This is a genomic window from Lachnobacterium bovis DSM 14045, from assembly GCF_900107245.1.
Lineage (GTDB): Bacteria > Bacillota > Clostridia > Lachnospirales > Lachnospiraceae > Roseburia > Roseburia bovis.
The window spans coordinates 1-24946 of record NZ_FNPG01000009.1; the positions used below are offsets into that span (position 1 = coordinate 1).

18 protein-coding genes are annotated in these 24946 nt (G+C 31.9%); 1 reads left to right on the plus strand and 17 read right to left on the minus strand.

Going from position 1 to position 24946, the window contains the following annotated elements; genetic code table 11:
- The 17 genes from BLV79_RS04160 to nifJ form a co-directional block, all read right to left on the minus strand.
- Positions 1-248 (minus strand): transposase (locus BLV79_RS04160; protein WP_143470208.1); only part of this gene is annotated, 248 nt, incomplete at its 3' end.
- A gap of 360 nt (positions 249-608) precedes the next feature.
- Complete coding sequence (locus BLV79_RS04165; protein ID WP_074716423.1) at positions 609-1601, minus strand: helix-turn-helix transcriptional regulator; 993 nt, start codon at positions 1599-1601, stop codon at positions 609-611.
- A gap of 121 nt (positions 1602-1722) precedes the next feature.
- The gene (locus tag BLV79_RS04170) at positions 1723-2352 is read right to left on the minus strand and encodes an ATP-binding cassette domain-containing protein (protein ID WP_074716425.1); all 630 of its coding nucleotides are present in this window, start codon (positions 2350-2352) and stop codon (positions 1723-1725) included.
- Positions 2353-2418: 66 nt separating this feature from the next.
- A complete protein-coding gene (locus BLV79_RS04175) occupies positions 2419-3153 on the minus strand; it encodes a hypothetical protein (RefSeq protein ID WP_074716427.1) in 735 nt (244 codons plus the stop codon).
- The gene (locus tag BLV79_RS04180) at positions 3146-3859 is read right to left on the minus strand and encodes a hypothetical protein (protein ID WP_074716429.1); all 714 of its coding nucleotides are present in this window, start codon (positions 3857-3859) and stop codon (positions 3146-3148) included. The genes BLV79_RS04175 and BLV79_RS04180 overlap by 8 nt, the downstream gene beginning before the upstream one ends.
- 1 nt (position 3860) lies before the next feature.
- Entirely contained in the window at positions 3861-4343 is a 483-nt protein-coding gene (locus BLV79_RS04185) for a hypothetical protein (RefSeq protein WP_074716431.1), read from the minus strand.
- A 35-nt stretch (positions 4344-4378) separates the two neighbouring features.
- Positions 4379-5140, minus strand: a complete 762-nt coding sequence (locus BLV79_RS04190) for a hypothetical protein (protein WP_074716433.1) — start codon at positions 5138-5140, stop codon at positions 4379-4381.
- A 5-nt stretch (positions 5141-5145) separates the two neighbouring features.
- Positions 5146-6165 (minus strand): hypothetical protein, encoded by a 1020-nt coding sequence (locus BLV79_RS04195; protein WP_074716435.1) that lies wholly within the window; start codon positions 6163-6165, stop codon positions 5146-5148.
- 279 nt (positions 6166-6444) lie between these two features.
- On the minus strand, positions 6445-9135 hold the full coding sequence (gene ppdK / locus BLV79_RS04200; protein WP_083354438.1) for a pyruvate, phosphate dikinase: 2691 nt from the start codon (positions 9133-9135) through the stop codon (positions 6445-6447).
- 300 nt (positions 9136-9435) lie between these two features.
- Positions 9436-10473, minus strand: coding sequence for a GHKL domain-containing protein (locus BLV79_RS04205; RefSeq protein ID WP_074716437.1), 1038 nt, complete (start codon positions 10471-10473; stop codon positions 9436-9438).
- A gap of 75 nt (positions 10474-10548) precedes the next feature.
- On the minus strand, positions 10549-11946 hold the full coding sequence (locus BLV79_RS04210) for a glycine--tRNA ligase (RefSeq protein ID WP_074716439.1): 1398 nt from the start codon (positions 11944-11946) through the stop codon (positions 10549-10551).
- A gap of 75 nt (positions 11947-12021) precedes the next feature.
- Positions 12022-12858: a hypothetical protein gene (locus BLV79_RS04215; RefSeq protein ID WP_074716441.1), complete on the minus strand. Its 837-nt coding sequence runs from the start codon at positions 12856-12858 to the stop codon at positions 12022-12024.
- A 34-nt stretch (positions 12859-12892) separates the two neighbouring features.
- Complete coding sequence (recO, locus tag BLV79_RS04220; protein WP_083354447.1) at positions 12893-13648, minus strand: DNA repair protein RecO; 756 nt, start codon at positions 13646-13648, stop codon at positions 12893-12895.
- An 8-nt stretch (positions 13649-13656) separates the two neighbouring features.
- Entirely contained in the window at positions 13657-14568 is a 912-nt protein-coding gene (era, locus tag BLV79_RS04225) for a GTPase Era (protein ID WP_074716445.1), read from the minus strand.
- Positions 14569-14704: 136 nt separating this feature from the next.
- A complete protein-coding gene (locus tag BLV79_RS04230) occupies positions 14705-17617 on the minus strand; it encodes an insulinase family protein (RefSeq protein WP_074716447.1) in 2913 nt (970 codons plus the stop codon).
- A 243-nt stretch (positions 17618-17860) separates the two neighbouring features.
- A complete protein-coding gene (locus BLV79_RS04235) occupies positions 17861-19093 on the minus strand; it encodes a hypothetical protein (RefSeq protein ID WP_074716449.1) in 1233 nt (410 codons plus the stop codon).
- A gap of 212 nt (positions 19094-19305) precedes the next feature.
- A complete protein-coding gene (gene nifJ, locus BLV79_RS04240; protein WP_074716451.1) occupies positions 19306-22830 on the minus strand; it encodes a pyruvate:ferredoxin (flavodoxin) oxidoreductase in 3525 nt (1174 codons plus the stop codon).
- A gap of 407 nt (positions 22831-23237) precedes the next feature.
- Here nifJ and BLV79_RS04245 point away from each other — a divergent pair, with 407 nt between their 5' ends.
- A complete protein-coding gene (locus tag BLV79_RS04245; protein ID WP_074716453.1) occupies positions 23238-24869 on the plus strand; it encodes an ABC-F family ATP-binding cassette domain-containing protein in 1632 nt (543 codons plus the stop codon).
- Positions 24870-24946 lie beyond the last annotated feature (77 nt).

A 24946-nucleotide genomic window follows, 5' to 3' on the forward strand; every position in this document is an offset into this window, starting at 1 on the left:
TCTTTTTCCTGTTCTCTGATACGTTTTCTAAGTTCGATTAGTTCCTCATTCAGTGATAAAGCATCATCAGGTGTATGAACTGCTGATGCAACATGTAAACGGCCTTCTTTAAATGCTTTTATCCAACAATAGATAGTACCGTCTGGAACACCTAATTCTTTCGCTGCTTTATGTCCACCTATTTCCTGTGCGAGTTTTACTGCCTGTGCTTTGTACTCCATGTCATATGTTCTTTGTTTTTTTGCCATATTGTCCTCCTGTTTTCTGATTGATTATCATTATATCAAAAACCTTGAGGATAGGGTGTCAAATTTTATTGTACAATACCACAATTGTTTTGATGTTATTACTTTACACTCTGACCTGTACGTTAAAAACACCAGCTCATTTTTACCTGAATTTGAGCATAAAAAAAGACAACCCAGATAAACTGAATTGCCTTAATCTCTGTCCATTCCTGAGGACGCCTCAAATGTTTCAGTTCCAACATCTTTAATTACTTGTTCAAGCATTAACCCATTACTAATTTGGATTAGCTTTTGACAAACTTTTTATGCGTAACTCTTGCTCCAATCAACTCAGCAAACATTATTACTAGCCTCCCTTTATCATCTCATATTCTCAAAATATGCTTTTCCGTATTCTTTTAATTCTTCAACCACATCATCCGGTCCAACAAGTCTAACTTTAGGTCCCATGCCAAACAGCCATCCAAAGAAATGTTGGCTTACACTGACTTCAACACTAAACTCGCTCCAATTTTCCCCGATAGGTTTAAAATTAATATCTTCTTTTCCAAAGCGGTCTAGAAAAACTCCACACATACTATTTTCAAATTGAATCTTCACTCTTTTCTTATGACCGCCATACATTCCAAAAGTTGTTTTTGAAAGCTTAGACATATCAAATGCCTTAAACTCTTTCTGTCCTTCACGCTTTTCATCTAAAATCGAGATTCTCATCATCTTGTCTACTCGATAAGTTTTAACATTACCATCCCACTCATCATAAGCAATCATATAGTAATTCTCATCTGCCCAGGTTAGTCCCCACGGACTGATTTCAAACCAATCGCCGCCTTTACGCGCAATCAGCTTTTTATTGATATCCCACTTGTAATACTTAAATCGGATTTTCTTATTTTCATTAATTGCTGTATAGACCTCATCCACATTATAGAAAACACTTTCATTCATAGATTTTACACGATCATTAATAATGACCTGACGCTGTAATGTGCTTCCTTGATACTGGCTAACAAATGACTTCATCTTGGTGATAAGATTTCTCGACTTAGTCTGCGTAATAAACTTTGATGATTGAATTGCATCAACTAAAAGCTTCACCTCTGCAAGTTCAAACGCTCTTGTTCCAACGTGATAATACGTTTCACGTCCAATCTGCTCCTTAATAATCTCTACACCGAACTTTTCCATATCCGCAAAGTCTGCATAGATACTTTTTCGTTCTGCAGTCACACCATATTTTTCAAGTTCTTCCCTAATCTGCGGCATTGTAAGAGCGTGATCATCATCAGTCTTTTCCTGCATCATCTTCATCAGATAAGTGAACTTAAACTTTTGATTTGTGCCTCTCGACATATTAAAGTCCCCCTTTTATATTAGTCAGACACTCTGTCTTGTCTGATATAGTCAACATCGTTATGTCAATTATATCATATGCTGCACATTTTAAAGGACTTATATCCAACAAAAGTTCTTCTCAAGATTCTATCCTCCCATCCCTCACTTCAAAAATATAATCACACAATGCCAAATCATTTTGTGCATGGCTTGCGATAACAACAATTGCACCTTCTTCCTTTTTCTTTTGAAGGAGTTGACTCACCATTTTTTCACCTTCGGAATCTAGTGCATTGCATGGTTCATCTAAGAGCAAAATCTTTGGATTCTCCATTATGGCTTGAGCTATGCCTAGACGTTTTTTCATACCAAGAGAATATTTTTTTATGGTACGTGAATCATTTGGCTTTAAGCCAACATATTCTAACGTTTTTTGGATTTCAGGTATTCCTATTTGCTTTTTTATTTTTGCAATCGAATAAAGCGCTTCTTCTCCTGTATAACTTGGCCAAAAATCTGGGTTTTCTATTAAGGCACCAACATCTTCTGGAAAATCCATATCTTTGTGTAATTCCTTTTCATTTATAAAAACTGCACCTGTTGTAGGCTTAATAAGGCCCGCTATCATACGAAGAAGCATCGTTTTTCCTGATCCATTTATTCCGGAAAGTCCATAAATTGTTCCACCTTCTAATTTTATGTTAATACCAGAAAGGACTGTTCGTCCTTTAATTATCTTAGAAACATTATTTAAAATAATTTTTTGCATACTGTTCTCCTTACCTGTTGCATACTTAACTTTATCAAAATTACTCTTTTTACCTACTTAACTCTATCAAAACCACTCTTTATGATTTAATAGGCGACCGCATATTCTAATTGTTACCAAACATAATATTGCTCCTACAATAAACGGAATTAAAAAATACTGAAAAAATACTGTTATAGTTATACTTTTTTCTAAATAATTAGTTCTGCCAGCAATAATACTTATTGGAATAACTTTTGAAATTTTATCATATATGTTATTATCAACTGCTTTTGCTAGTATCATTACTTCAACAATTTTTACGAAAAACACTATTGCCGTTGCCTCTGCTGCTCCCACAAAAATAGCTAAAACATTAGCAACCATTATTGAAAATGCCATATAAACTGCATAGTTAACAACCCAAAACAATAATAAAACAACACAATTTGATTCTAAGTTTCTGCTTTGTAATATTCTTAGAAAAATAATAATTGCATAAACGCTCAACACTGAAACCACTACTTTAATTAACAGCATCTTAGCGTACTTATTTACTACGTAATTATTTTTTTTGTTTCTTATAAAAAGCATACATGCATTGTTAATTATATTAGTATTAAAAAAATCTCCAAAACAAGCAAAAAATATTATCTGGGGTAACAAAAATCTCATCATTGATTCAAATACATATGCATCCGCAATTCCTTTCCTAATGTTAAAAATATCCAAAACTAATGCATATATATTTTTTGTGTCAGATGGAATAAATCCACCTATAACTATTAGTACTCCTAATAACACTATAATTCTTTTATTCATTGTTTACTCTCGCCTTTCCTGCCAAATAATCTCTTTTTTGTGCGATTTTCACTGTAACTACGTATATTACTACGATACACCCAAAATAAAAGAATGTTTTTGCTAAATTAATATATAATCCTTGATTCATAAACCCATACATATACTCTCTAACTTGAAAATAATCCAATTTTCCTGACTTAGATAAATCGAATCTAAAATTCAAAAGTATTGTCAATGCCTCTAATATTGCAAAAGTAATAACTGGTTTTACAAAGATAAACATGACTAGCAAGCTTAGACCTGATAGCAATAACCACCCTACAAATTGTGTAATAAACATTTTAAAAAGCATTAAACTATCAATTTTTTCCAAACCAAATAAATTTATTGATATTTCTCCCCACAATATCGTAATTACTGCTGAATATCCTGCTGAAATCATCATTATTTTTTTCTCTAAAAACAAAATATAATCATCTATATCTGACAATTTAATAATTTTTTCTACTACTACAGCTCTTTTTAAATACATACAAATCACGAAAAGGAATATTAAACTATATACGCCTATGAATAACCTATAATTGAAAACGCATTCCACGCATTTTACAAAATTATATTGATTTACATCAACGTCACTAACAATATAATACATGATTCCATATAATAAGATGCTAATTAGCACTACTGCTTGTAATATTCTTTTTAATTCTGCTTTAATCATATTAAAGTTCCCTCTTACTTCCAATTATTGTCATTACTATACCTAAAACAATTCCTGTACATATAAAAATTAATGTACCTAAAATACTTTGATTTGTTCCATTAGTATTATATATGTTTATTCTAAAGATATCATTTGGAAAAAGTAAACCTAAAATCTGAAATGCATAATAATACAGCACTCCTGATAAAAGAATTATATATCTGTTTTCTGTATATAATGTTGAAAATCCAAAAGCAAAAACTGCATAACATACAGCAGTCATTATTCTTATTAACGAATACACCAAAAAATTAATATATGGTTCTTTAACTAATAATTCCTCAAACTGCAATTCGTTTTTTACCACAAATGACAAATAAGTCTCAGTATTAGTATATGCTCCTTGTATTGGAAATGTTATTAATGTAAGAATCATGTTAAGTGCCAATGGAATTGCGACTAATATAACAGTTGCAATAACAATTGCAGCTAGCTTACTCAAAAGATTTTTAGTAATTCTTCTTTGAACATTCCCATCTATTTTCCTCCATACCTTTTATAAACCTGATTACCTATATAAATATATTTGTTTAAGACTTTAGAACTATCTGTAAAAATTTCATAATTTTTTACTGTATTATATTTATATGGCTTACTTTCTTGGTTTAATCTCTTTTTTTCAAGTGTTTTTACTTTTTTATAGGAATTATTTGTAGGATATTTTCCTAGAATTGGTGACACAGGAGCATATATGCTATCTGTATCCATTTTTTCTCCAGAATTATGTTCAATTGAATAATTACGATTTTTAAATTTTTTCAAGAAAACTATATATTCTTTACCTTCTTTAAGTGCATTATAACCATTTACAGACATAATCTGATTTTTTGTTGGCTCAATAAATTCAAGCAACATTATATTTTGTTTTTTTAAAAGCTTACCCTTATATACTTCAAGGACTTTAACCTTAGAAAGTAATGATGTAGTACATTTTTGCCTTTTATCAGCATCTATCAATTTAATTTTTACCACGCAATCGCTTATATTTATCAAATCCTCAACGGATGAAATGTCTCCATCATACGCATACCCATCGTTGTTACAACCAAGTTCTTGACTATATGTTGATAGAATAATTTTTTTATCTTTGAAAAAATGGTTATTTTTAATATCATTTCTAAAACTTCGTTTTGTGTATTCTCCAAATATTGCAGCTACTATAAAAATTATTACAATTAATGACAAAAGAAATATTGTAATTTTTTTCCTCTGCTCATTTTTCCATGTATACTGTTTCACTTCACTTACCTCATTTTATACTCTTTATTATTAATAAACACTGAAACAACATTATCTATATCTATGTCTCGTATGACCGTTATTGCAGCTTTTTTTTGTTTTTCGCTAACAAATTCATCCGTCATATCAGCATCTTGAAATGACACTCTTGAGTTCGAAGCTATTAAATCCTTTGTGTAGTATTGTTTCGTATTGCCATCCTTATATTTTATTACTACAGAATCACATATGTCATATCCTACACTTTCTTCATTCTCATTTGGTTTTAATTTTTCTAATTTTTTCTTATACTCACTAATTTGTTTTGAAATATTTAATTCAATATTAATACCGTATGAGTTGATTTCTATTTTATTGACATATTCTTTGTTGTTTCCCTTATATTCTAATGTTTTGTCAGTAGCACACTTATCAGGACATGCAAAACGTATTTTGTTATCCTCGCTCCCCCTATTTTCATCTATATCTACTTCTTCGATAAATCTAGAGTTGCCTGTTTTATTTAATTTCAAACCCAAAGAATTATAATATATTCCACCTTTGACTATCAATTCTTTTTTATTAGTGGAAAGAATAAATCTAGGTTCGATAACACTTCCATTTATCAAAAAATCCACTGTTATTTTCCCTTTTGAATATAATGATTTAAATTTATTATAATCATCGTTCGTCCATTTTGATTCATCATTCTTTTTTACACAAAAAGAACACAAAGCAACGTTAACTTTCTTTGTTTGAAACCATTGATTTAACTTATATTTATAATTGTAAACTTTACCACCTCGATATTTACCGAGTATTTTATATGTTTTTGATTCGATATTCTGTCGTAAATTAGACTTGTCGTTTTCGATTATATCTGCTAACTCCGAAAATTCAATCTTTTCATATTTACATTTTGTAAGTTTTATCTCCTCGCCAGTCAAACGACGCTGTATAAAAAGTATTCCGCCTAGCACTACAATTGTAAATACAACAACTCCTACAATTGTTCTAAGCCCTACTTTCTCGTATTTTTTTCTCATTATCTTCTCCCAATATATACAGATTCTGTGTTTATGCAACATGCCCACTATATTGTACTAAATACACAAATTCCTCTATTTATTTATCATTTTTCACATATATAATCGTAACTCAACACAAAAGATTATGCAATAACATTTTATATAAATTATTGTACTATAAAAAACCAAGACATTTTGAACTTTTTTAAGTCCTACTCTGCCTTGGTTTTCTTGGATTTTATTATATTATTGCTTTCATAATTTTATGTTTATATATAATTTTTATGTACTACTTTTTTAAACTAAAACTTTTTCTTTTTTGCTTTTTGAAGATAATAAAATCTCCATTGATTTTCTTTCTTCTCTTTCTTTAATGGATGCCTGCGCTGCGGCGAGTCTTGCGATAGGTACGCGGAATGGGCTACAGCTTACATAATCCAAGCCAATCTTATGACAGAACTCAACTGATGATGGATCTCCTCCATGTTCTCCACAAATACCAATGTGTAATGATGGATTAACTGGTCTACCAAGTTTAATTGTCATTTCTAACAATTTACCAACACCTGTCTGATCTAATTTAGAGAATGGATCGTTTTCAAAAATCTTATTATCATAGTATGCATCTAAGAATTTTCCAGCATCATCTCTTGAGAATCCATATGTCATCTGTGTTAAATCGTTTGTACCAAAGCAGAAGAAATCAGCTTCGCTTGCAATTTCATTAGCTGTAAGTGCAGCTCTTGGAATTTCAATCATTGTACCTACTTCATATTTGATATCGCTATTTGCTTTTCTAATTTCCTCATCTGCTGTTTCTACAACAATTTTCTTAACGAATTTTAATTCTTTTACATCACATACAAGTGGAATCATGATTTCTGGACGTAAATCCCAATCTTTATGTTCATTATGAACTTCGATTGCTGCACGAATTACAGCTTTTGTCTGCATTCTTGCAATTTCAGGATAAGCAACTGTTAATCTACATCCTCTGTGTCCCATCATTGGGTTAAATTCATGTAATCCATCAATAATGTCTTTAATTTCATCAACAGATTTTCCTTTTGCTTCTGCTAATTTTTTGATATCAGCTTCTTCTGTTGGAACAAACTCATGAAGTGGTGGATCAAGGAATCTAATTGTAACAGGATTTCCTTCAAGTGCTTCATAAAGTGCTTTAAAGTCTCCTTGCTGGTAAGGCAAAATCTTATCGAGTGCTTCAACTCTTTCTTCTACTGTATCTGAACAAATCATTTCTCTAAATGCTGCAATCCTATCAGCCTCAAAGAACATATGCTCTGTTCTACATAAACCAATACCTTCTGCTCCTAATTCTCTTGCTTTCTTAGCATCACGAGGAGTATCAGCATTTGTTCTAACTTTTAATCTTCTAAATTTATCTGCCCAAGCCATGATTCTTCCAAATTCACCTGCAATTTGAGCATCAACTGTTGGAATTACACCATCATAGATGTTACCTGTTGAACCATCAATTGAGATAATATCTCCTTCATGATATTCTTTTCCACCTAATTTAAAGCGTTTATTTTCTTCATCCATTGTGATATCGCCACAACCAGCTACACAACATTCACCCATTCCTCTTGCAACTACGGCTGCATGTGATGTCATACCGCCACGAACTGTTAAGATACCTTGAGCAGACTTCATACCTGTGATATCTTCTGGTGATGTCTCTAAACGAACAAGAATAACATCTTCACCCCTGTTAGCCCATTCTACAGCATCGTCAGCTGTAAATACTACTTTACCACATGCTGCACCAGGAGAAGCTCCTAGTCCTTTACCCATTGGAGTTGCTGCTTTTAATGCTTTTACATCAAACTGTGGATGTAATAATGTATCTAAGTTACGAGGATCAATCATTGATACAGCTTCTTCTTCTGTTCTCATTCCTTCATCAACTAAATCGCAAGCGATTTTTAAAGCAGCCTGAGCAGTTCTCTTTCCGTTTCTTGTCTGTAACATATATAATTTACCATTTTCTACAGTAAATTCCATATCCTGCATATCTCTATAATGTTTTTCAAGGATCTGACAAACATCTTTAAACTGTGCAAATGCTTCTGGGAACTTCTGTTCCATTTCACTGATTCTCATTGGTGTTCTTACACCGGCTACTACGTCTTCACCTTGGGCATTTGTTAAGAATTCACCAAATAAGCCTCTTTCACCTGTTGCAGGATCTCTTGTGAATGCTACACCTGTTCCACAATCATCTCCCATGTTACCAAATGCCATTGACTGAACGTTTACAGCTGTTCCCCATGAATAAGGAATATCATTATCTCTTCTATATACGTTAGCTCTTGGGTTATCCCATGAACGGAATACAGCTTTAATAGCTCCCATTAACTGTTCTTTTGGATCATCTGGGAATGGTTCTCCTACTTTTTCTTTATATTCATCTTTAAACTGATATGCTAATTCTTTCAAATCATCAGCTGTAAGTTCAACATCTTGTTTAACTCCACGATTATCTTTCATTTTGTCGATTAATTCTTCAAAATATTTTTTACCAACTTCCATTACAACGTCTGAATACATTTGAATAAAACGTCTGTAGCAATCCCATGCCCATCTTGGATTATTAGATTTTTTAGAAATTACATCGACTACATCTTCATTTAAACCTAAGTTTAAAATTGTATCCATCATACCAGGCATTGAAGCTCTCGCACCTGAACGAACAGATACTAATAATGGATTTTCCTTGTCACCAAACTTTTTACCTGTAATTTTTTCCATCTTTGCAATATACTCATTAATCTGTCCACGTATTTCTTGGTTAATTTCTCTGCCATCCTCATAGTACTGTGTACATGCCTCGGTAGTAATTGTAAATCCCTGAGGAACTGGTAAACCAATATTAGTCATCTCGGCTAAGTTAGCTCCTTTTCCTCCAAGTAATTCTCTCATGTCAGCATTACCTTCTGTGAATAAATAAACCCATTTCTTTGCCATTTTACACATCCTCCTAATACTTCATTTTTACCCTCTTTTAACATTTTTCAGTAAAATGTATAACCAATACTATATTTCGTGCGATTTTTTAGTTATATCGTACATATTAATTTTAACACACTTAGGATGTTTTACAAGTATTTTTTTTAAATTCATCATATTTTTTATTGTTTTTTGTATACTGTACGCTTTATTCGCTATTGTCGTATTTATTTGCCTGCTTCTTTATATTTTCCGACTTTTTGTTTTTACAAAAAAAAGAATTCAACTAACTAGTAATTTTAAATTTTCTAAAAATTACTAACAATTAATTTGAATTCTTGTTATAAATGTCTTACCATGTTGAATAAATTTTATTTTACCATTATATTTTTCTACAATATGACATACTGTTTTAACTCCATTACCACCATTTTCTTTATCGGTAACAGGCATTCCTTTCTCATCAAATAATACCTTCCTTCCACAATAATTTTCCATCTTTATATCAATTGTATCAGAACTTGTATCATAATCGAGATATAAACGTATAACTGGTTGATCATCTATTTGTGCTTCTTTATAACTGTACGCCATCCTAGATGACTCAATTGCATTCTCTAGCAATGCTGCCATTATATACACTATTTCCTTTGAATCTAAACTAATTTGAACCGGCACCAAAGTCCTTACAAACAGTTTACAATTATTCTGTCTTGCTTTCTCATCAAATAAAATCAGAACTCCTTTTATTGTTTGATTGGCACAATTACTATATGATTTTTCAGAATAATCTATTTGCCCATTAACTCTTTCTATATACTCTAGTGCATCATCATACTGTTTCTGTTCTATATACTTCATCAACATAAGCACATGCCTATTCATTTTAGAATAATAATTTTGAATTATGCTATTTTTTTCTCTATACAACATTACCTGTTCATCGTATCTTAAAGCATATTCCTTTTTTTGTACATTATGTTGCTCTATTAAATCTTCTTTGTTCTTTTGGAATTCAATTAATTCATAGTTTAAAAGGCCTGCAATGCATATAATTGAAGGATATATTATAGGATAATAATGTAATAACCCGCGTGCACAAAAACTTATTCTTTCCTTTAACGGTGACCACATCAATACAATTGTAACTATTTCTAGCGGGAAAAAAAACATTATTCCATTTTTTATTCCAATAATATTCATCAAAAATAATGAATTGACTAATATTCCAACAAAGCCCAATTCACAATACTCTTGTGTCAATCTTTCTGTTACACACATATAAAAAAAGATTATACAAAAAGCATATAAAATTAACACAGCCATCAATTTATATATTATTCTTTCTTGTAACATTTACTTCCTCATTAACTTTAAAAGGTAGATCAATTAGTAACCATTGACCTACCTTTTAATTACTAAAGCTTTTAATTAGAATTTGAACTTATCTGCAAAATATGCATCTAAATCTTCGATTTTAATTCTTTCCTGTTGCATTGTATCACGATCACGTACTGTTACTGCATGATCTTCTTCTGAATCAAAGTCATATGTAACACAGAAAGGTGTACCAATTTCATCCTGACGACGGTAACGTTTTCCAATTGTACCTCTATCATCATATTCACAGTTATATTGTTTAGATAACTGTTCAAATACTTTTTCTGCACTTTCGTTTAATTTCTTAGAAAGTGGTAATACACCAATTTTAACTGGTGCTAATGCTGGATGGAAATGGAAAACAGTTCTAACATCAGGTTTTTCTTCTGTACCAATGTTTTCTTCATCATATGCAGCACATAAGAATGCTAATACTACACGGTCTGCACCTAATGATGGTTCGATAACGTATGGTAAGTATTTTTCGCCTTTTTGATCATCAAAGTATGTTAAATCCTGTCCTGAAACATTCTGATGACATTTTAAATCATAGTCTGTTCTATCAGCGATTCCCCATAATTCACCCCATCCGAATGGGAACATGAATTCAATATCAGTTGTACCTTTTGAATAGAATGATAATTCATCCTGATCATGGTCTCTTAATCTGATTTCGTCTTCTTTAATTCCTAATGATAATAACCATTCTTTACAGAAGCTTCTCCAATAGTGGAACCATTCCATATCTGTTCCTGGCTCACAGAAGAATTCTAACTCCATTTGCTCGAATTCTCTTGTACGGAATGTGAAGTTACCCGGTGTAATCTCATTTCTAAATGATTTACCAACCTGTCCAATACCAAATGGAATCTTCTTTCTAGATGTTCTTTGAACGTTCTTAAAGTTGACAAAAATTCCTTGTGCAGTTTCAGGACGAAGATATACTGTATTTTTAGCATCTTCTGTTACACCCTGAAATGTTTTAAACATTAAGTTGAACTGTCTGATATCTGTGAAATCATGAGCTCCACATGAAGGACATTTAATTTCATGTTCTTTAATGAAATCTTGCATTGCCTCATTTGTCCATCCATCTACAGATGTCTCTAATTCAATATCGTTTTTAGCTGCAAATTCCTCGATAATTTTATCAGCTCTAAATCTCTCGTGACATTCTTTACAATCCATAAGTGGATCTGAGAATCCGCCTAAGTGACCTGATGCAACCCATGTCTGTGGATTCATAAGAATGGCACAGTCAACACCTACATTATACTTATTCTCTTGGATGAACTTTTTCCACCAAGCTTTTTTTACATTATTTTTTAATTCTACACCTAAATTACCGTAGTCCCAAGTATTAGCAAGACCTCCATAAATTTCAGAGCCAGGATATACAAATCCTCTTGCTTTAGCTACTTGTACAATTTTATCCATGGTTTTCTCCATAACAGATTTTCCTCTCATTCTCAGTGATTTTTATAAAAATATTAGGAATAATCCTAATGACTTTTAGCAATATTATTAATCAAATACAACGTATGTGAAAACATCTGAAATCTGTGAAGATGAACTTAATTTATCTTCTTTAAAATTGAATTTAACATCTTCTTCTTTGTCTTTTCCTACTTCAAGATCTTTTTCATCTACGCTTCCATCAGATTGTACTTTGTCTTTTTTACTTTTTTTAGATGACTTATCTTTTGATATAGAATTCTTATCTGATGACTTCTTATTTGATGAATCCTTATCTGACTCTTTCTTATCAGGTATTTTATCAAGCAAATTAGTGTTTTCTTTAATGTCAACAGTATTATCATTGACTAATTCTACATCCTTTGCTGATGTATATTTAATTGTACCTGAAATATTAACTCTTGTATTAGCTTTAATTATAACAATCTTATCCGAATTGTTTTCTAAAACCTTATTACATGATACTTTCTTAACAGGCTTATTGTCCTCAATTTTAACAAAATTAGTGTCTATAGAATAACCTTCAGCTACTGCATCAGAAACACTTCCTACAAACAAATCAATATCATTAAATTTCGAATAATCTTTATATGATTTATACGAAATAGTTAAAATTGCATTGTCATTATTAAATTCAAGTTCTTTTAGCTTGATAGCCTTCGAATCCATTTTTTTGTTATAGTCATCAATTCTTTGATTGACGTATTTTCTAAATGATTCTTTACTATATTCGTGTGTATCAAATGCCTCTATATCCTTTGATACAACCCCTCCATCACTTTCTATAAATAGTGTACTCTTCTTTGCTTCGTAATTCTTACCACACCCTGTACACATTCCCAGCACTAGTACAAACACTGGAATTATCATAAATAATCTTTTCATGTTTTTTCCTACCTTCTTGTCCGTTACTTAAGCATTAACTCTTGTAATTATACACGTCTTGTTCTATTATTTCAAGAGACTTAAACCTATGCTGTATGTGATAATCAATAAATTTTTTTATTATATAACTTAATTCACTTAAAATTTCATCCGTCAATTTAAAAGTATATAATTTTTCAATTCGTTGACTGATTATATACTGCATAGTATATCGTGTGGCATCTGAAATCTTATAAACATGTATATCTTTCTTACATTTTTGACATACAATACCTGAACGCTCTATGGAAAAATAATTAAGCTTTTCTGTCGTATGACATCCTATGCAATGAAACATCATCGGAGCAATTCCTTCAATCGTAAGCGCCTTTAATTCAAAAATCGCCTTCACTAGTTTATTATCAAACCGTGGACTCTCTAACGCACGCAGTGACTGATAAATAAGCTTTAAGAATTCTAAGTTTTCTACATTTTCCTGGCAGAAATAACTTGCAAATTCTAAAAAATAAAATCCATAATACGCAGTAGAAATATCGTTTGCCAAATCTCTGAAATAATTTTGTATGTTAGCTTTAGACAATGTATATGCATTCTTTCCCTGATAAAGTTCAAATTCGCCAAAACAAAATGGATTAGCTGCTGCCACCAATTGATTATTTGGCCTTCTTGCACCCTTTGCAAACGCAACTATTTTTCCTCTTTCCCGAGTTAAAATGCTTAATCTCTTATCATAATCGCCCACAGGCATAGCCGACAATACTATGCCTTTTAATACTAAATTATTATTAATCATAACAATTAATTTTCATCTTTAAAGCCAAAGTTCTTGATTAAGAAATCGCTATCTCTCCAATCTTTTTTGACTTTAACCCATAATTTAAGATTTACTTTTGCATCTAATAATCTTTCAATTTCAAAGCGTGCATTTGTTCCTATTTTCTTAAGCATTGCACCTTGTTTTCCGATAATGATACCTTTATGTGAATTCTTCTCACATACAATTGTCGCATCAATATCATAAATCAATCCAGATTTATTTTTTCTTGTTTTCATTGAATCAATTCCAACAGCAATACCATGTGGTACTTCTTCATCTAATGCATGTAAAGCTTTTTCACGAATAATTTCTGCGCAAATTGCTCTTTCAGGTTGATCAGTTATAGTATCTTCATCGTAGAATTGTGGCCCATAAGGCATATACTTAAAAATACTATCTATAACATCATCTATATTATTACCTCTGAGTGCTGATGTTGGAATAATTTCTGCAAAATCATATAGTTTTCTGTAAGTATCAATATATTCAAGTACCTTATCTTTTTCTACAGTATCAACTTTGTTAATAATTAAAATAACTGGTGTGGTAACTTTCTTTAATTGTTCTATAATATGTTGTTCGCCTGCGCCAACATATGTCGAAGGTTCTACCAACCATAAAATAACATCTACTTCTTTTAATGTTTTTTCAGCTACATTCACCATAAATTGGCCTAGCTTATTCTTGGCTTTATGAATTCCAGGTGTGTCTAAAAAAACTAATTGTCCCCTTGACATATCTGTATAAACTGTTTGAATTCTATTTCTTGTTGTTTGAGGCTTATTTGATGTTATCGCAATTTTTTGTCCAATAATTTTATTCATTAATGTTGATTTTCCAACATTGGGTCTTCCAATAATTGTAACAAATCCTGATTTAAAACTTTCGTTCATTATCTTTCGTATAAACGCCAATTGCGCCTATACTCTCCTTTCTTCTATTGCATTTGACTTTTATATTAACACTTTATATTTGATCATTGAGTCTATCTTCTAAAAACACACACTCGCTTATACATTACGTTACTAGTTATAATGTTTCAACATTATTAAACAAGTCTTTTTCTTTTTTGATTGTAACTTCATTACCAATTACACAAATGTTATTTTCCTTTAAAACTGCTTCTAACATATCGGCTAGTTTCCTAATATCTTCCTGTGTCGCATTTAAAATAACATTTCTTTCTTCTTGTATACGTTCCTGTGTTTCTCCGACTAAGTATGCCACAAATGATCTTAAGCCTAATGCTTCCGGATAAAGTGGTGCATCAAGTGAATTGAAAGTTCCAATAACGTATTTAGTCATATCTCTGTCATCAACATCAAAGTTTCTAACATAGTCTGGTATTCTTTCATAAATATCATTTGTTGCAGATAGATTTGGATCTCTGTAAGAAGTAAACATAACTTCTCCTGTCTTCTGGAATGAGCCTGAACAACCGTATGCTCCTCCCTTTACTCTGACATTAATCCATAAATAATCATAACTCAAAATCACCTTAAGAATTCTAAGAAGTCCTGTGTAATCATAGCCGTGTTTTTTAAAGCTTCCGACTCTGGCAACGTAATGTATTTGTGAGGCATCCATAAATGCTTCATTTTTTTGTTCAAATTCAACTGGTAAAGCTTTACCAGCCTTAGAGCCAACAGGACATTGACAAATATATTTAGAAATCGTCTTCTTAGTATCCTCAAATAAATCCTTATTACCTGTATAACTGATTGTCAATCTGTTTTTTGATATAGCTTTAACAAGAACTTTTCTGACATCTTCAATAACTGTATCAATTTTTTCATCAAAATTCTTATCTATATCTGATATAAATCTATAAAACTCTATACCGACAACTAAATCAGAATAATATCCATATTTTGAAACATAAGACATTGCTCTTAAAGCTGCCGCCACATTTCCACTACTACTTAAGCTATTCTTTAATCTAGTAGTTGTTTGAGCTATTAATTCTTTTATTCTTGTTTTGTCTGAAAAATCAGTATTTAAAAGAATTTCCCACAAAAGTGAAAGTCCCTTGTCAATGTTTTCATGCAAAGCACGAATCCTTGCATTAATATATATAAGAGGCTCATAATCTGTAAGTTTAGTTACAGATGAAACTGAAAAATTAATTCCTCCTGTATAAATACTAATTTGATTAGATAAATCTGAATATTTATATTCTTTAGTATCTACAAAACTTAACAGTGCTTTTAACAATCCCAATGTCTGTAATTCCTGCGATGTAAAGTCTGTTGTATCAAACATGAAATCAACGTAATCAATTCCATTTGTTTCATAATCATGATAAATAACAGGCACATCTTCTACTACAACTTTTTCGTTTTTAAATGGCATTGCATTAGGTGAAATATCTGTTCTTTTAAGCATTGGAATCTTCTCTAAATCTTCTTTAGAAGATGGTTCTTCCTGGTATTGTTTTAAATGCTTAGTTTCTTTAACAAGATCTTCTATTTCTTGTTCAGACATCTGACTTTTAATCTTGGCTAACTTCTCTTCCTGCTCTTTTTCATATTTTGAATTTAATCCTGCAACAGGTTTTAATGTTATCACTGCACCATTTTTCTTAGATAACAAGTACTTTTCTATTAATTTTTCATAATAATCTGTACCTATCTGGCTCTTAAGAAATTTATAAGTATCCAAACACTCTAAATGTAAAAATGGTTTAGTATCATCATACAACCACGAATCAAGCATCTGTAATCCATATAGTAATCCCTTAGGGAATTGACCAAAGTCTGCTTCTCTGAAACGGAATTCTGATGAATTAATTGAAGCTAAAATTGCTTCTTTATTAATACCTTCTTTTACAACTTTTCTAAGTGTTTCATCAATAATCTGCACGAATCTTTCTTTGTCACATTCATTAGCATTTTTAGCGCAAATCGTAAATGTTGGCTGTAAAATGCCATCGTCATAAGAACTTGAAATATCTTTACCAATTTTTGCATCAATCAAAGCCTTCTTTACAGGGGCTCCCGGTGCAGAAATTAAGCAATAGTCAAGAACATCAAATGCATGATAAAGCTTAGTGTCTAACACGTCATCTATAACTTTACTATATGACAAATAAGCTTTATCTTTAGTATCTTCATCTGAAGCTATTGAATATTCTTTAACAATGTCCTTTATTCCATCAAATTCCGGCTGTTTTTCAATTTCGGAATCAACAACAATTCTATCGTACTTACTTAAATATTCTTTATCCAACCAATCTAGTTTTTCAACCACATCCATATCTCCGTATAAATAGATATATGAATTAACTGGATGATAATACTTTCTGTGAAAATCAAGATAATCCTCATATGTTAATTCTGGAATATGTTCTGGATTACCGCCTGAATCTTTTCCATATGCATTGTCTGGGAATAACGCTTTACTAATTTCTTCCTGAAGTACCTCTTCTGGTGAAGAATAAGCGCCTTTCATCTCATTGTAGACGACACCATTTATCTTAAGAGATGAATCTTTATCCTCTAATTCGTAATGCCATCCTTCTTGTTTAAATATTTCTTTATACTTATAAATATTTGGATTAAAAACTGCATCTAGATATACATCCATTAAATTCTGAAAATCTTTATCGTTACAACTTGCTACTGGATAAACTGTCTTCTCTGGATATGTCATCGCGTTTAAAAATGTATTAAGTGAACCCTTTACCAATTCAACGAATGGGTCTTTGACAGGGAATTTGGCTGATCCACATAAAACTGTATGCTCAATAATATGTGGTACTCCTGTCTCATCTTTAGGTGGAGTTTTAAATCCTATATAAAAAACTTTATTTTTATCTTCATTCGAAATAACACTGACTCTTGCTCCACTTTTAATGTGTTCCAAAATATAACCTTTTGAATTTATATCATCTATTTTCTTATCTTCAATAATTCTATAAGTAGTTAACTCTTGTATCTGCATTTCCTACCTCCTGAACGTAAGTGTCTATATTATAACACACACAACTCTTTTTGCCTATGTATCTTTTAATTATAATTTAATAGCATTACGTTATATGTTTTTATTTTTACAGATTTTTCTATCAAAAAGAAACCATGATAGTTTATTGATTCTACCATGGTTCTTTTTTAATTCATTTTTTCCATACTACTTCAGATGGTCACTTCTATAATAATCCATTATTCTGTTGATTAGTTTGATATTTTATGAAAGATGAATAAATCCAAGCATATACAAACCAATTGCAACTATTCCCGCAAAATTTATTAAAGACAATGCCATAACTGCTTTTAATAATCCTTTTACAGAATTTGTGCTATCTTTTACGTTTTCTATATTATATAGTTGCTGTTCAATATCTTTTAGAGCATCTTTTGTATTTCTATATAATTTTACATCTTCACTATGTATCTTTTCTGATAAAACAATTTTAGTTTCTTCCAATTGTTCTTCAACAATTCCTTCAATTTCTCTTGATGTTACAACTGTTCCTAATTTTTCATCAATTTTTTTAAGAGCCTGTGTATTAGAATCTGTAACTGTCTCTTTTAACTGATTATTCATTTCATTCGCATTTGAAGTATTTTCTTTTAAACGTGAATCTATAGTTTCTTCTATAACATTAATTTTTTCAACCAATTCTCGTTCCATTTCTTTTATTCTTTTATTTACTTCACCTGTAATACCATCAGCTTTTTCTTGTCTTTCATTCACGATTTGTTGAAGTTTTTCGGCCTTATCTTCTTTTTCAGCTACAATTCCTTCTAATTTTTTTGCTTGATTTTCTTTTGTCTGTATTAGTGTCTGTAACATTTTTGCTTTCTCCCTGAATTCATCTATTTGCTGTAATAATCCGTCATTTTCAACTGCTAATAAATCTGCCTCCATATCATTTCCCCCTTCTTTTTCTAACCTATTCTCCTTTGTATCATCTCCCATGTTGACTATAGTAATATTACTAGCTGTAAATTGTGTTCTTTCTTTTGTTCTTTCAGTTTTTTTTTCTAAGTTTTTTTCTTGTGGTTTCTCTTGTATTTTTTCTTGTTTGTTCTCCTGAGTAACTGTATGTTCAAGGTTATCTGTTTTTTCTAGTTCCTGGTTCTTTTCAACAACGTTCTCCATTTCTAATCCCTCATTTTCATTTTGTTTATGATCTATTGTTTCTTTTTTTATCTTATTAACCCTTTGAGTTCTTGCAGTTCTTGTTCTTGTAACATATCTTTGCTGACGTGTTTTTCCCTCTTCAGCCAACGATTCATTAAAAACTTCTGTTAAATTTTCATTAAATTCTTTAGGAAATTTAACCTTAGGATCAATTGTAATCTCCATTATATCATCACTAGCATTATCAGCCATATCAATATCTTCATAATCTAATATCAAATCCCTGTTACTATTATCTGTCTCTTTTTGGAATTTTATTCCCTCTTTTTTCATTTCTACCTCTCCTTTTTTTTATACTAAAACCCTATAATACATAATTAAATTTTATCATTAGACATTTTTAATGTCAAACTTATTTGTCTGAAAATTAATAAATTTGCATGAATTTTTAAAAAATAAAAAGGACACTACTCTTATTCAGAATAGTGTCCCCATTTAAGATTACATAAAACTCTAAACATATTGTTTAGACATGAAAACCTTTATTATTTACCTGCATATAAATCTACAAGTTTCTTTAAGTGCTCATAACGCTCTTTAGATGTTTGCTCTGCTTTAGCAAATAACTCAGAAGCTTTTTCTGGGTGGAACTTAACTAAAGAAGCGTAACGGTTCTCACCTTTTAAGAATTCTTGATAATCACCTGTTGGCTCTTTGCTGTCTAAGATGAATGCATCTTTTCCTTCTGCAGCAAGTTCAGGATTATATCTGAAGTTGAACCAATATCCTGATTCAACAGCAAGTTTTTCTTCTGTCATTGCTTTGCTCATACCTTTCTTGATACCGTGGTTGATACATGGAGCATAAGCAATAATTAATGATGGTCCTGGATATGCTTCAGCTTCAGCAAGTGCTTTAACTGTCTGAGCCATGTTTGCACCCATAGCGATGTGTGCTACGTAAACATAACCATAACTCATAGCGATACCAGCTAAGTCTTTCTTCTTAGTTTCTTTTCCGCCTGCTGCGAATTGTGCAATAGCACCTGTTGGTGTAGCTTTTGAAGACTGTCCACCTGTATTTGAATATACTTCAGTATCAAATACCATTACGTTGATATCTTTTCCTGAAGCTAAGATGTGGTCAACTCCACCGAATCCGATGTCGTAAGCCCATCCGTCACCACCGAATACCCACTGAGATTTCTTAGCAAGGTAATCTTTTTCTTTAAGGATAGCTTTTGCTGCTTCTGAACCATCTTTTTCTAATGCTTCAACTAATTTATCTGTTGCATCTTTGTTTGTGATACCACTTGCAAATGTTTCTACCCATTTGTCTGCTGCATCTTTAACTGCTGTGCTCTCTGAAGCTAATTTTTCAACTTCATCTTTTAATCTATCACGAATAGCTCTCTGAGCAAGTAACATACCATAACCAAACTCAGCTGCATCTTCGAATAATGAGTTAGACCATGCAGGACCCTGTCCTTTAGCATTTACTGTGTATGGTGTAGATGGTGATGAGTTACCCCAAATTGAAGAACATCCTGTTGCGTTTGCAATGTACATTCTATCACCAAATAACTGTGTGATTAATCTAGCATAAGGAGTTTCTCCACATCCACCACAAGCTCCTGAGAACTCAAGCAATGGTTTCTTGAACTGAGAACCTTTAACTGTTGTAAGTTTGAATTTCTCGATAACTTCTTCTTTTTCTGGAAGAGATACTCCATAATCAAAGAATGCCTGTTCGCCTTCGTTTTCTTCAAATGAAGCCATTGAAATTGCCTGAACTTTATCAGGACAAACATTTACACAAGATCCACAACCTGTACAGTCATATGCTGATACAGTGATTGCAAATTTGTATCCTGGCATTGTATTTAAGTCTTTAATTTGCATTCCTTCTGGAGCATTAGCAGCCTCTTCTTCTGTTAATGCAACTGGACGGATTGCCGCATGTGGACATACATATGCACATTGGTTACATTCGATACATTTTGTTGAATCCCATACTGGAACATCAGTAGCTACACCACGTTTTTCAAATGCAGCTGTACCTGATGGTGTGTAACCTGTTTCATATTTTTTAACAACAGATACTGGAATTGTATTACCCTGCTGTGCGTTAACTTTTGCCTGAATTTCTTTAACGAAATCAACGGCATCTTTACGGTCACCTTTAACTTCTTTAGAGTAATCATCATCTGGGCAATTCTTCCAGCTTTCTGGAACATCTACTTTAACGTATGCTGTAGCACCAGCATCAATAGCTTCATGGTTCATACGTACAACGTTATCACCTTTTTTAGCATATGATCTTGTAGCTGCGTCTTTCATTAATTTAATAACTTCTTCTTCTGGAATTAATTTTGTTAATGAGAAGAATGCTGACTGTAAAACTGTATTGATACGTTTTCCAAGTCCGATTTCTTTACCAATTTTAACACCATCGATAATATAGAAGTTAATGTTATTTTCTGCGATGTATCTCTTAACCTGTCCTGGTAATTTTTCATCTAATTCATCTACAGACCACTGTGTATTGAATAAGAATGTACCACCTGGAACTAAGTCTTGTACCATGTTATATTTGTAAATATAAGCTGTACAGTGACAAGCAACGAAGTTAGCCTGTGAAATTAAATATGTTGATCTGATTGGTGTATGACCAAATCTTAAGTGAGAAATTGTAACGCCACCTGATTTTTTAGAGTCATAATCGAAATATGCCTGAGCATACATATCTGTATTATCACCAATAATCTTGATTGAGTTCTTATTAGCACCTACAGTACCGTCTGCTCCAAGTCCCCAGAATTTACAGTTTGTTGTTCCTTCTGGTGTTGTAACTGGATTTTCTTTTACTTCAAGTGAAAGATTTGTAACATCATCAATGATACCAATTGTAAATCTTTCTTTTGAGTCATTATTGTATACTGCAACGATCTGTCCTGGTGTTGTATCTTTTGAACCTAAACCATAACGTCCACTAAATACTGGAACCTGATCAAATTTAGAACCTTTTAATGCAGCTACTACATCTAAGTATAATGGTTCACCTAATGAACCTGGCTCTTTAGTTCTATCTAATACTGAAATTCTCTTAACTGTATCTGGAATTGCTTCGATTAAAGCTTCTTTTACGAATGGTCTATATAAACGAACTTTAACAACACCGACTTTTTCGCCTCTAGCCATTAAGAAGTCGATTGTTTCATCGATTGTTTCACAAACTGAACCCATAGCGATGATAACTTTTTCAGCATCCTGTGCACCATAGTAGTTAAATAATTTATAATCTGTTCCAATTTTTTCATTAACTTTATCCATGTACTCTTGTACGATTGCTGGTAATTCATCGTATGCTGTGTTACATGATTCTCTTGTCTGGAAGAAGATATCTGGGTTTTGTGCTGAACCCATCTGACATGGATGGTTTGGATTTAATGATCCTTTACGGAAAGCATCAACTGCATCCATATCTACCATATCTTTAAGATCTTCATAATCCCATGTTTCAATTTTCTGAATTTCGTGAGATGTACGGAATCCATCGAAGAAGTTAATAAATGGAATTCTTCCTTTGATTGCTGCGCAATGAGCTACAGGTGTTAAATCCATAACTTCCTGTACAGATGATTCACAAAGCATTGCAACACCTGTTTGACGACAAGCGTAAACATCTGAGTGATCACCGAAAATATTTAATGCATGAGAAGCTACACAACGTGCTGATACGTTAAATACACCTGGTAATCTTTCTCCTGCTACTTTATATAAGTTAGGAATCATAAGTAATAATCCCTGAGATGCTGTATAAGTTGTAGTTAAAGCACCTGCAGCCAATGAACCATGTACTGTACCTGCTGCACCTGCTTCAGACTGCATTTCAGTAACCTGTACTTCCTGGCCAAAAATATTTTTTCTTCCTGCTGTTGCCCATTCATCTGTTGCTTCAGCCATTACAGATGATGGTGTGATTGGATAGATTGCTGCTACATCTGTGTAAGCGTATGATACGTGAGCTGCAGCATGATTTCCATCCATTGTTTTCATTGAACGTTTCATGTAAATCCTCCTACTCTTTATTAAACAAATGTCCAAAATTTTTGTATCGACCTTTCAATCGATCCCCTACATATAAATATAGACATTTTTTCAAAAAAAATCAAGCAAAACCACTATAATGGATTGTATTTTTTGAGATACTTTTTAGTTATTTTATATATAAGGTGGTAATTATTCATATAATTAATAGTGCTATTGCATATAAATCCGCTTTTTTTATAATTTTTTTATAGTTGCTTTTTAGGTTGTTTTTTAGTATTATATCATTTGAACATTATGTAATATGATATATTTGTGCATAGTATAGAAGACTTCATGTTTTTATACATCTAGGACTCTATTTTTTTTTCACAAATTATAATTAAACAGTATATTTTATTTATTATTTTATAGGAGAATTAAAAATTATGATTCAAACAAGTAACGTAACTCTACGTCTTGGTAAAAAAGCTCTTTTTGAAGAAGTTAATATCAAATTTACCGAGGGCAATTGTTATGGATTAATCGGTGCTAACGGTGCTGGTAAATCTACTTTTCTAAAAATACTATCTGGACAAATTGAACCAACTAGTGGTGAAGTTATTATCACTCCAGGTCAACGTCTTTCTTTCCTACAACAAGATCACTTTAAATATGACGACAAAATGGTTCTTGATACAGTAATCATGGGAAATAGCCGTCTATATGATATTATGAAGGAAAAAGAAGCAATTTATGCTAAGGAAGATTTTAGTGACGAAGATGGAATTCGTGCTAGTGAATTAGAAGCTGAATTTGCTGAGATGGACGGATGGAATGCTGAAAGTGATGCAGCTACACTTTTAAATGGTCTTGGTATTCCTTCTGAAGAGCATTATACATTAATGAAGGACTTACCTGGTGCTTCTAAAGTTAAGGTTTTACTTGCTCAGGCTTTATTTGGTAATCCAGATATTCTTTTACTCGATGAGCCTACTAACCACTTGGATTTAGATGCTATTTCGTGGTTAGAAGAATTCCTTATTAACTTCGAAAATACTGTAATCATCGTATCACATGATAGATACTTCCTTAATAAGGTTTGTACTAACATTGCAGATCTTGATTATGGTAAAATACAGATTTATGCTGGTAACTATGATTTCTGGTATGAATCAAGTCAGCTTATGATTCGTCAGATGAAAGAAGCTAATAAGAAAAAAGAAGAAAAAATCAAAGAATTACAAGAATTTATTTCAAGATTCTCTGCTAATGCTTCAAAATCTAAGCAGGCTACTTCAAGAAAGAAAGCTCTTGAAAAAATTCAGCTTGACGAAATTAGACCTTCAAGCCGTAAATATCCATATATTGATTTTAGACCAAACAGAGACATCGGAAATGAAGTTCTTACAGTTGAAGGAATTTCAAAAACTATCGATGGTGTTAAAGTTCTTGATAATATTTCTTTCATCGTTGGACATGATGACAAAATCGCCTTCGTTGGTGGAAATGAATTAGCAAAAACAACATTATTTAAAATTTTAGCAGGTGAATTAGAACCTGATGAAGGATCTTATAAATGGGGTGTAACAACAAGCCAGTCTTACTTCCCTAAAGATAATACTGAGATTTTTGACACTGATTCATTAATCGTTGATTGGTTAACTCAATTCTCAGAAGTTAAAGAAGCTACTTATGTACGTGGATTCTTAGGACGTATGTTATTTGCCGGAGAAGATGGTGTTAAAAAGATGCGTGTATTATCCGGTGGTGAAAAAGTTCGTGTACTTCTTTCTCGTATGATGATTGAAGGAAGCAACGTTTTAATGTTTGATGAACCTACTGACCACTTAGACATGGAATCAATCACTGCATTAAATAATGGTATGATTAAATTCCCTGGTGTTATCTTATTCTCAAGCCGAGATCACCAAGTTGTTCAGACAACAGCTAACCGTATTATTGAATTCTTACCTAACGGTAGCATGATTGATAAAGTTACAACTTACGATGAATATCTTGAAAGTGATGAAATGGCTAGAAAACGTCAGGTATTCTCAGTTGAAGAATCTGAAGATTAATATCTAATAATCTTTTTTTAAAAAGAGAGATGCTATTGTACAAAACGTGCAATAATATCTCTCTTTTAAATGTTAAA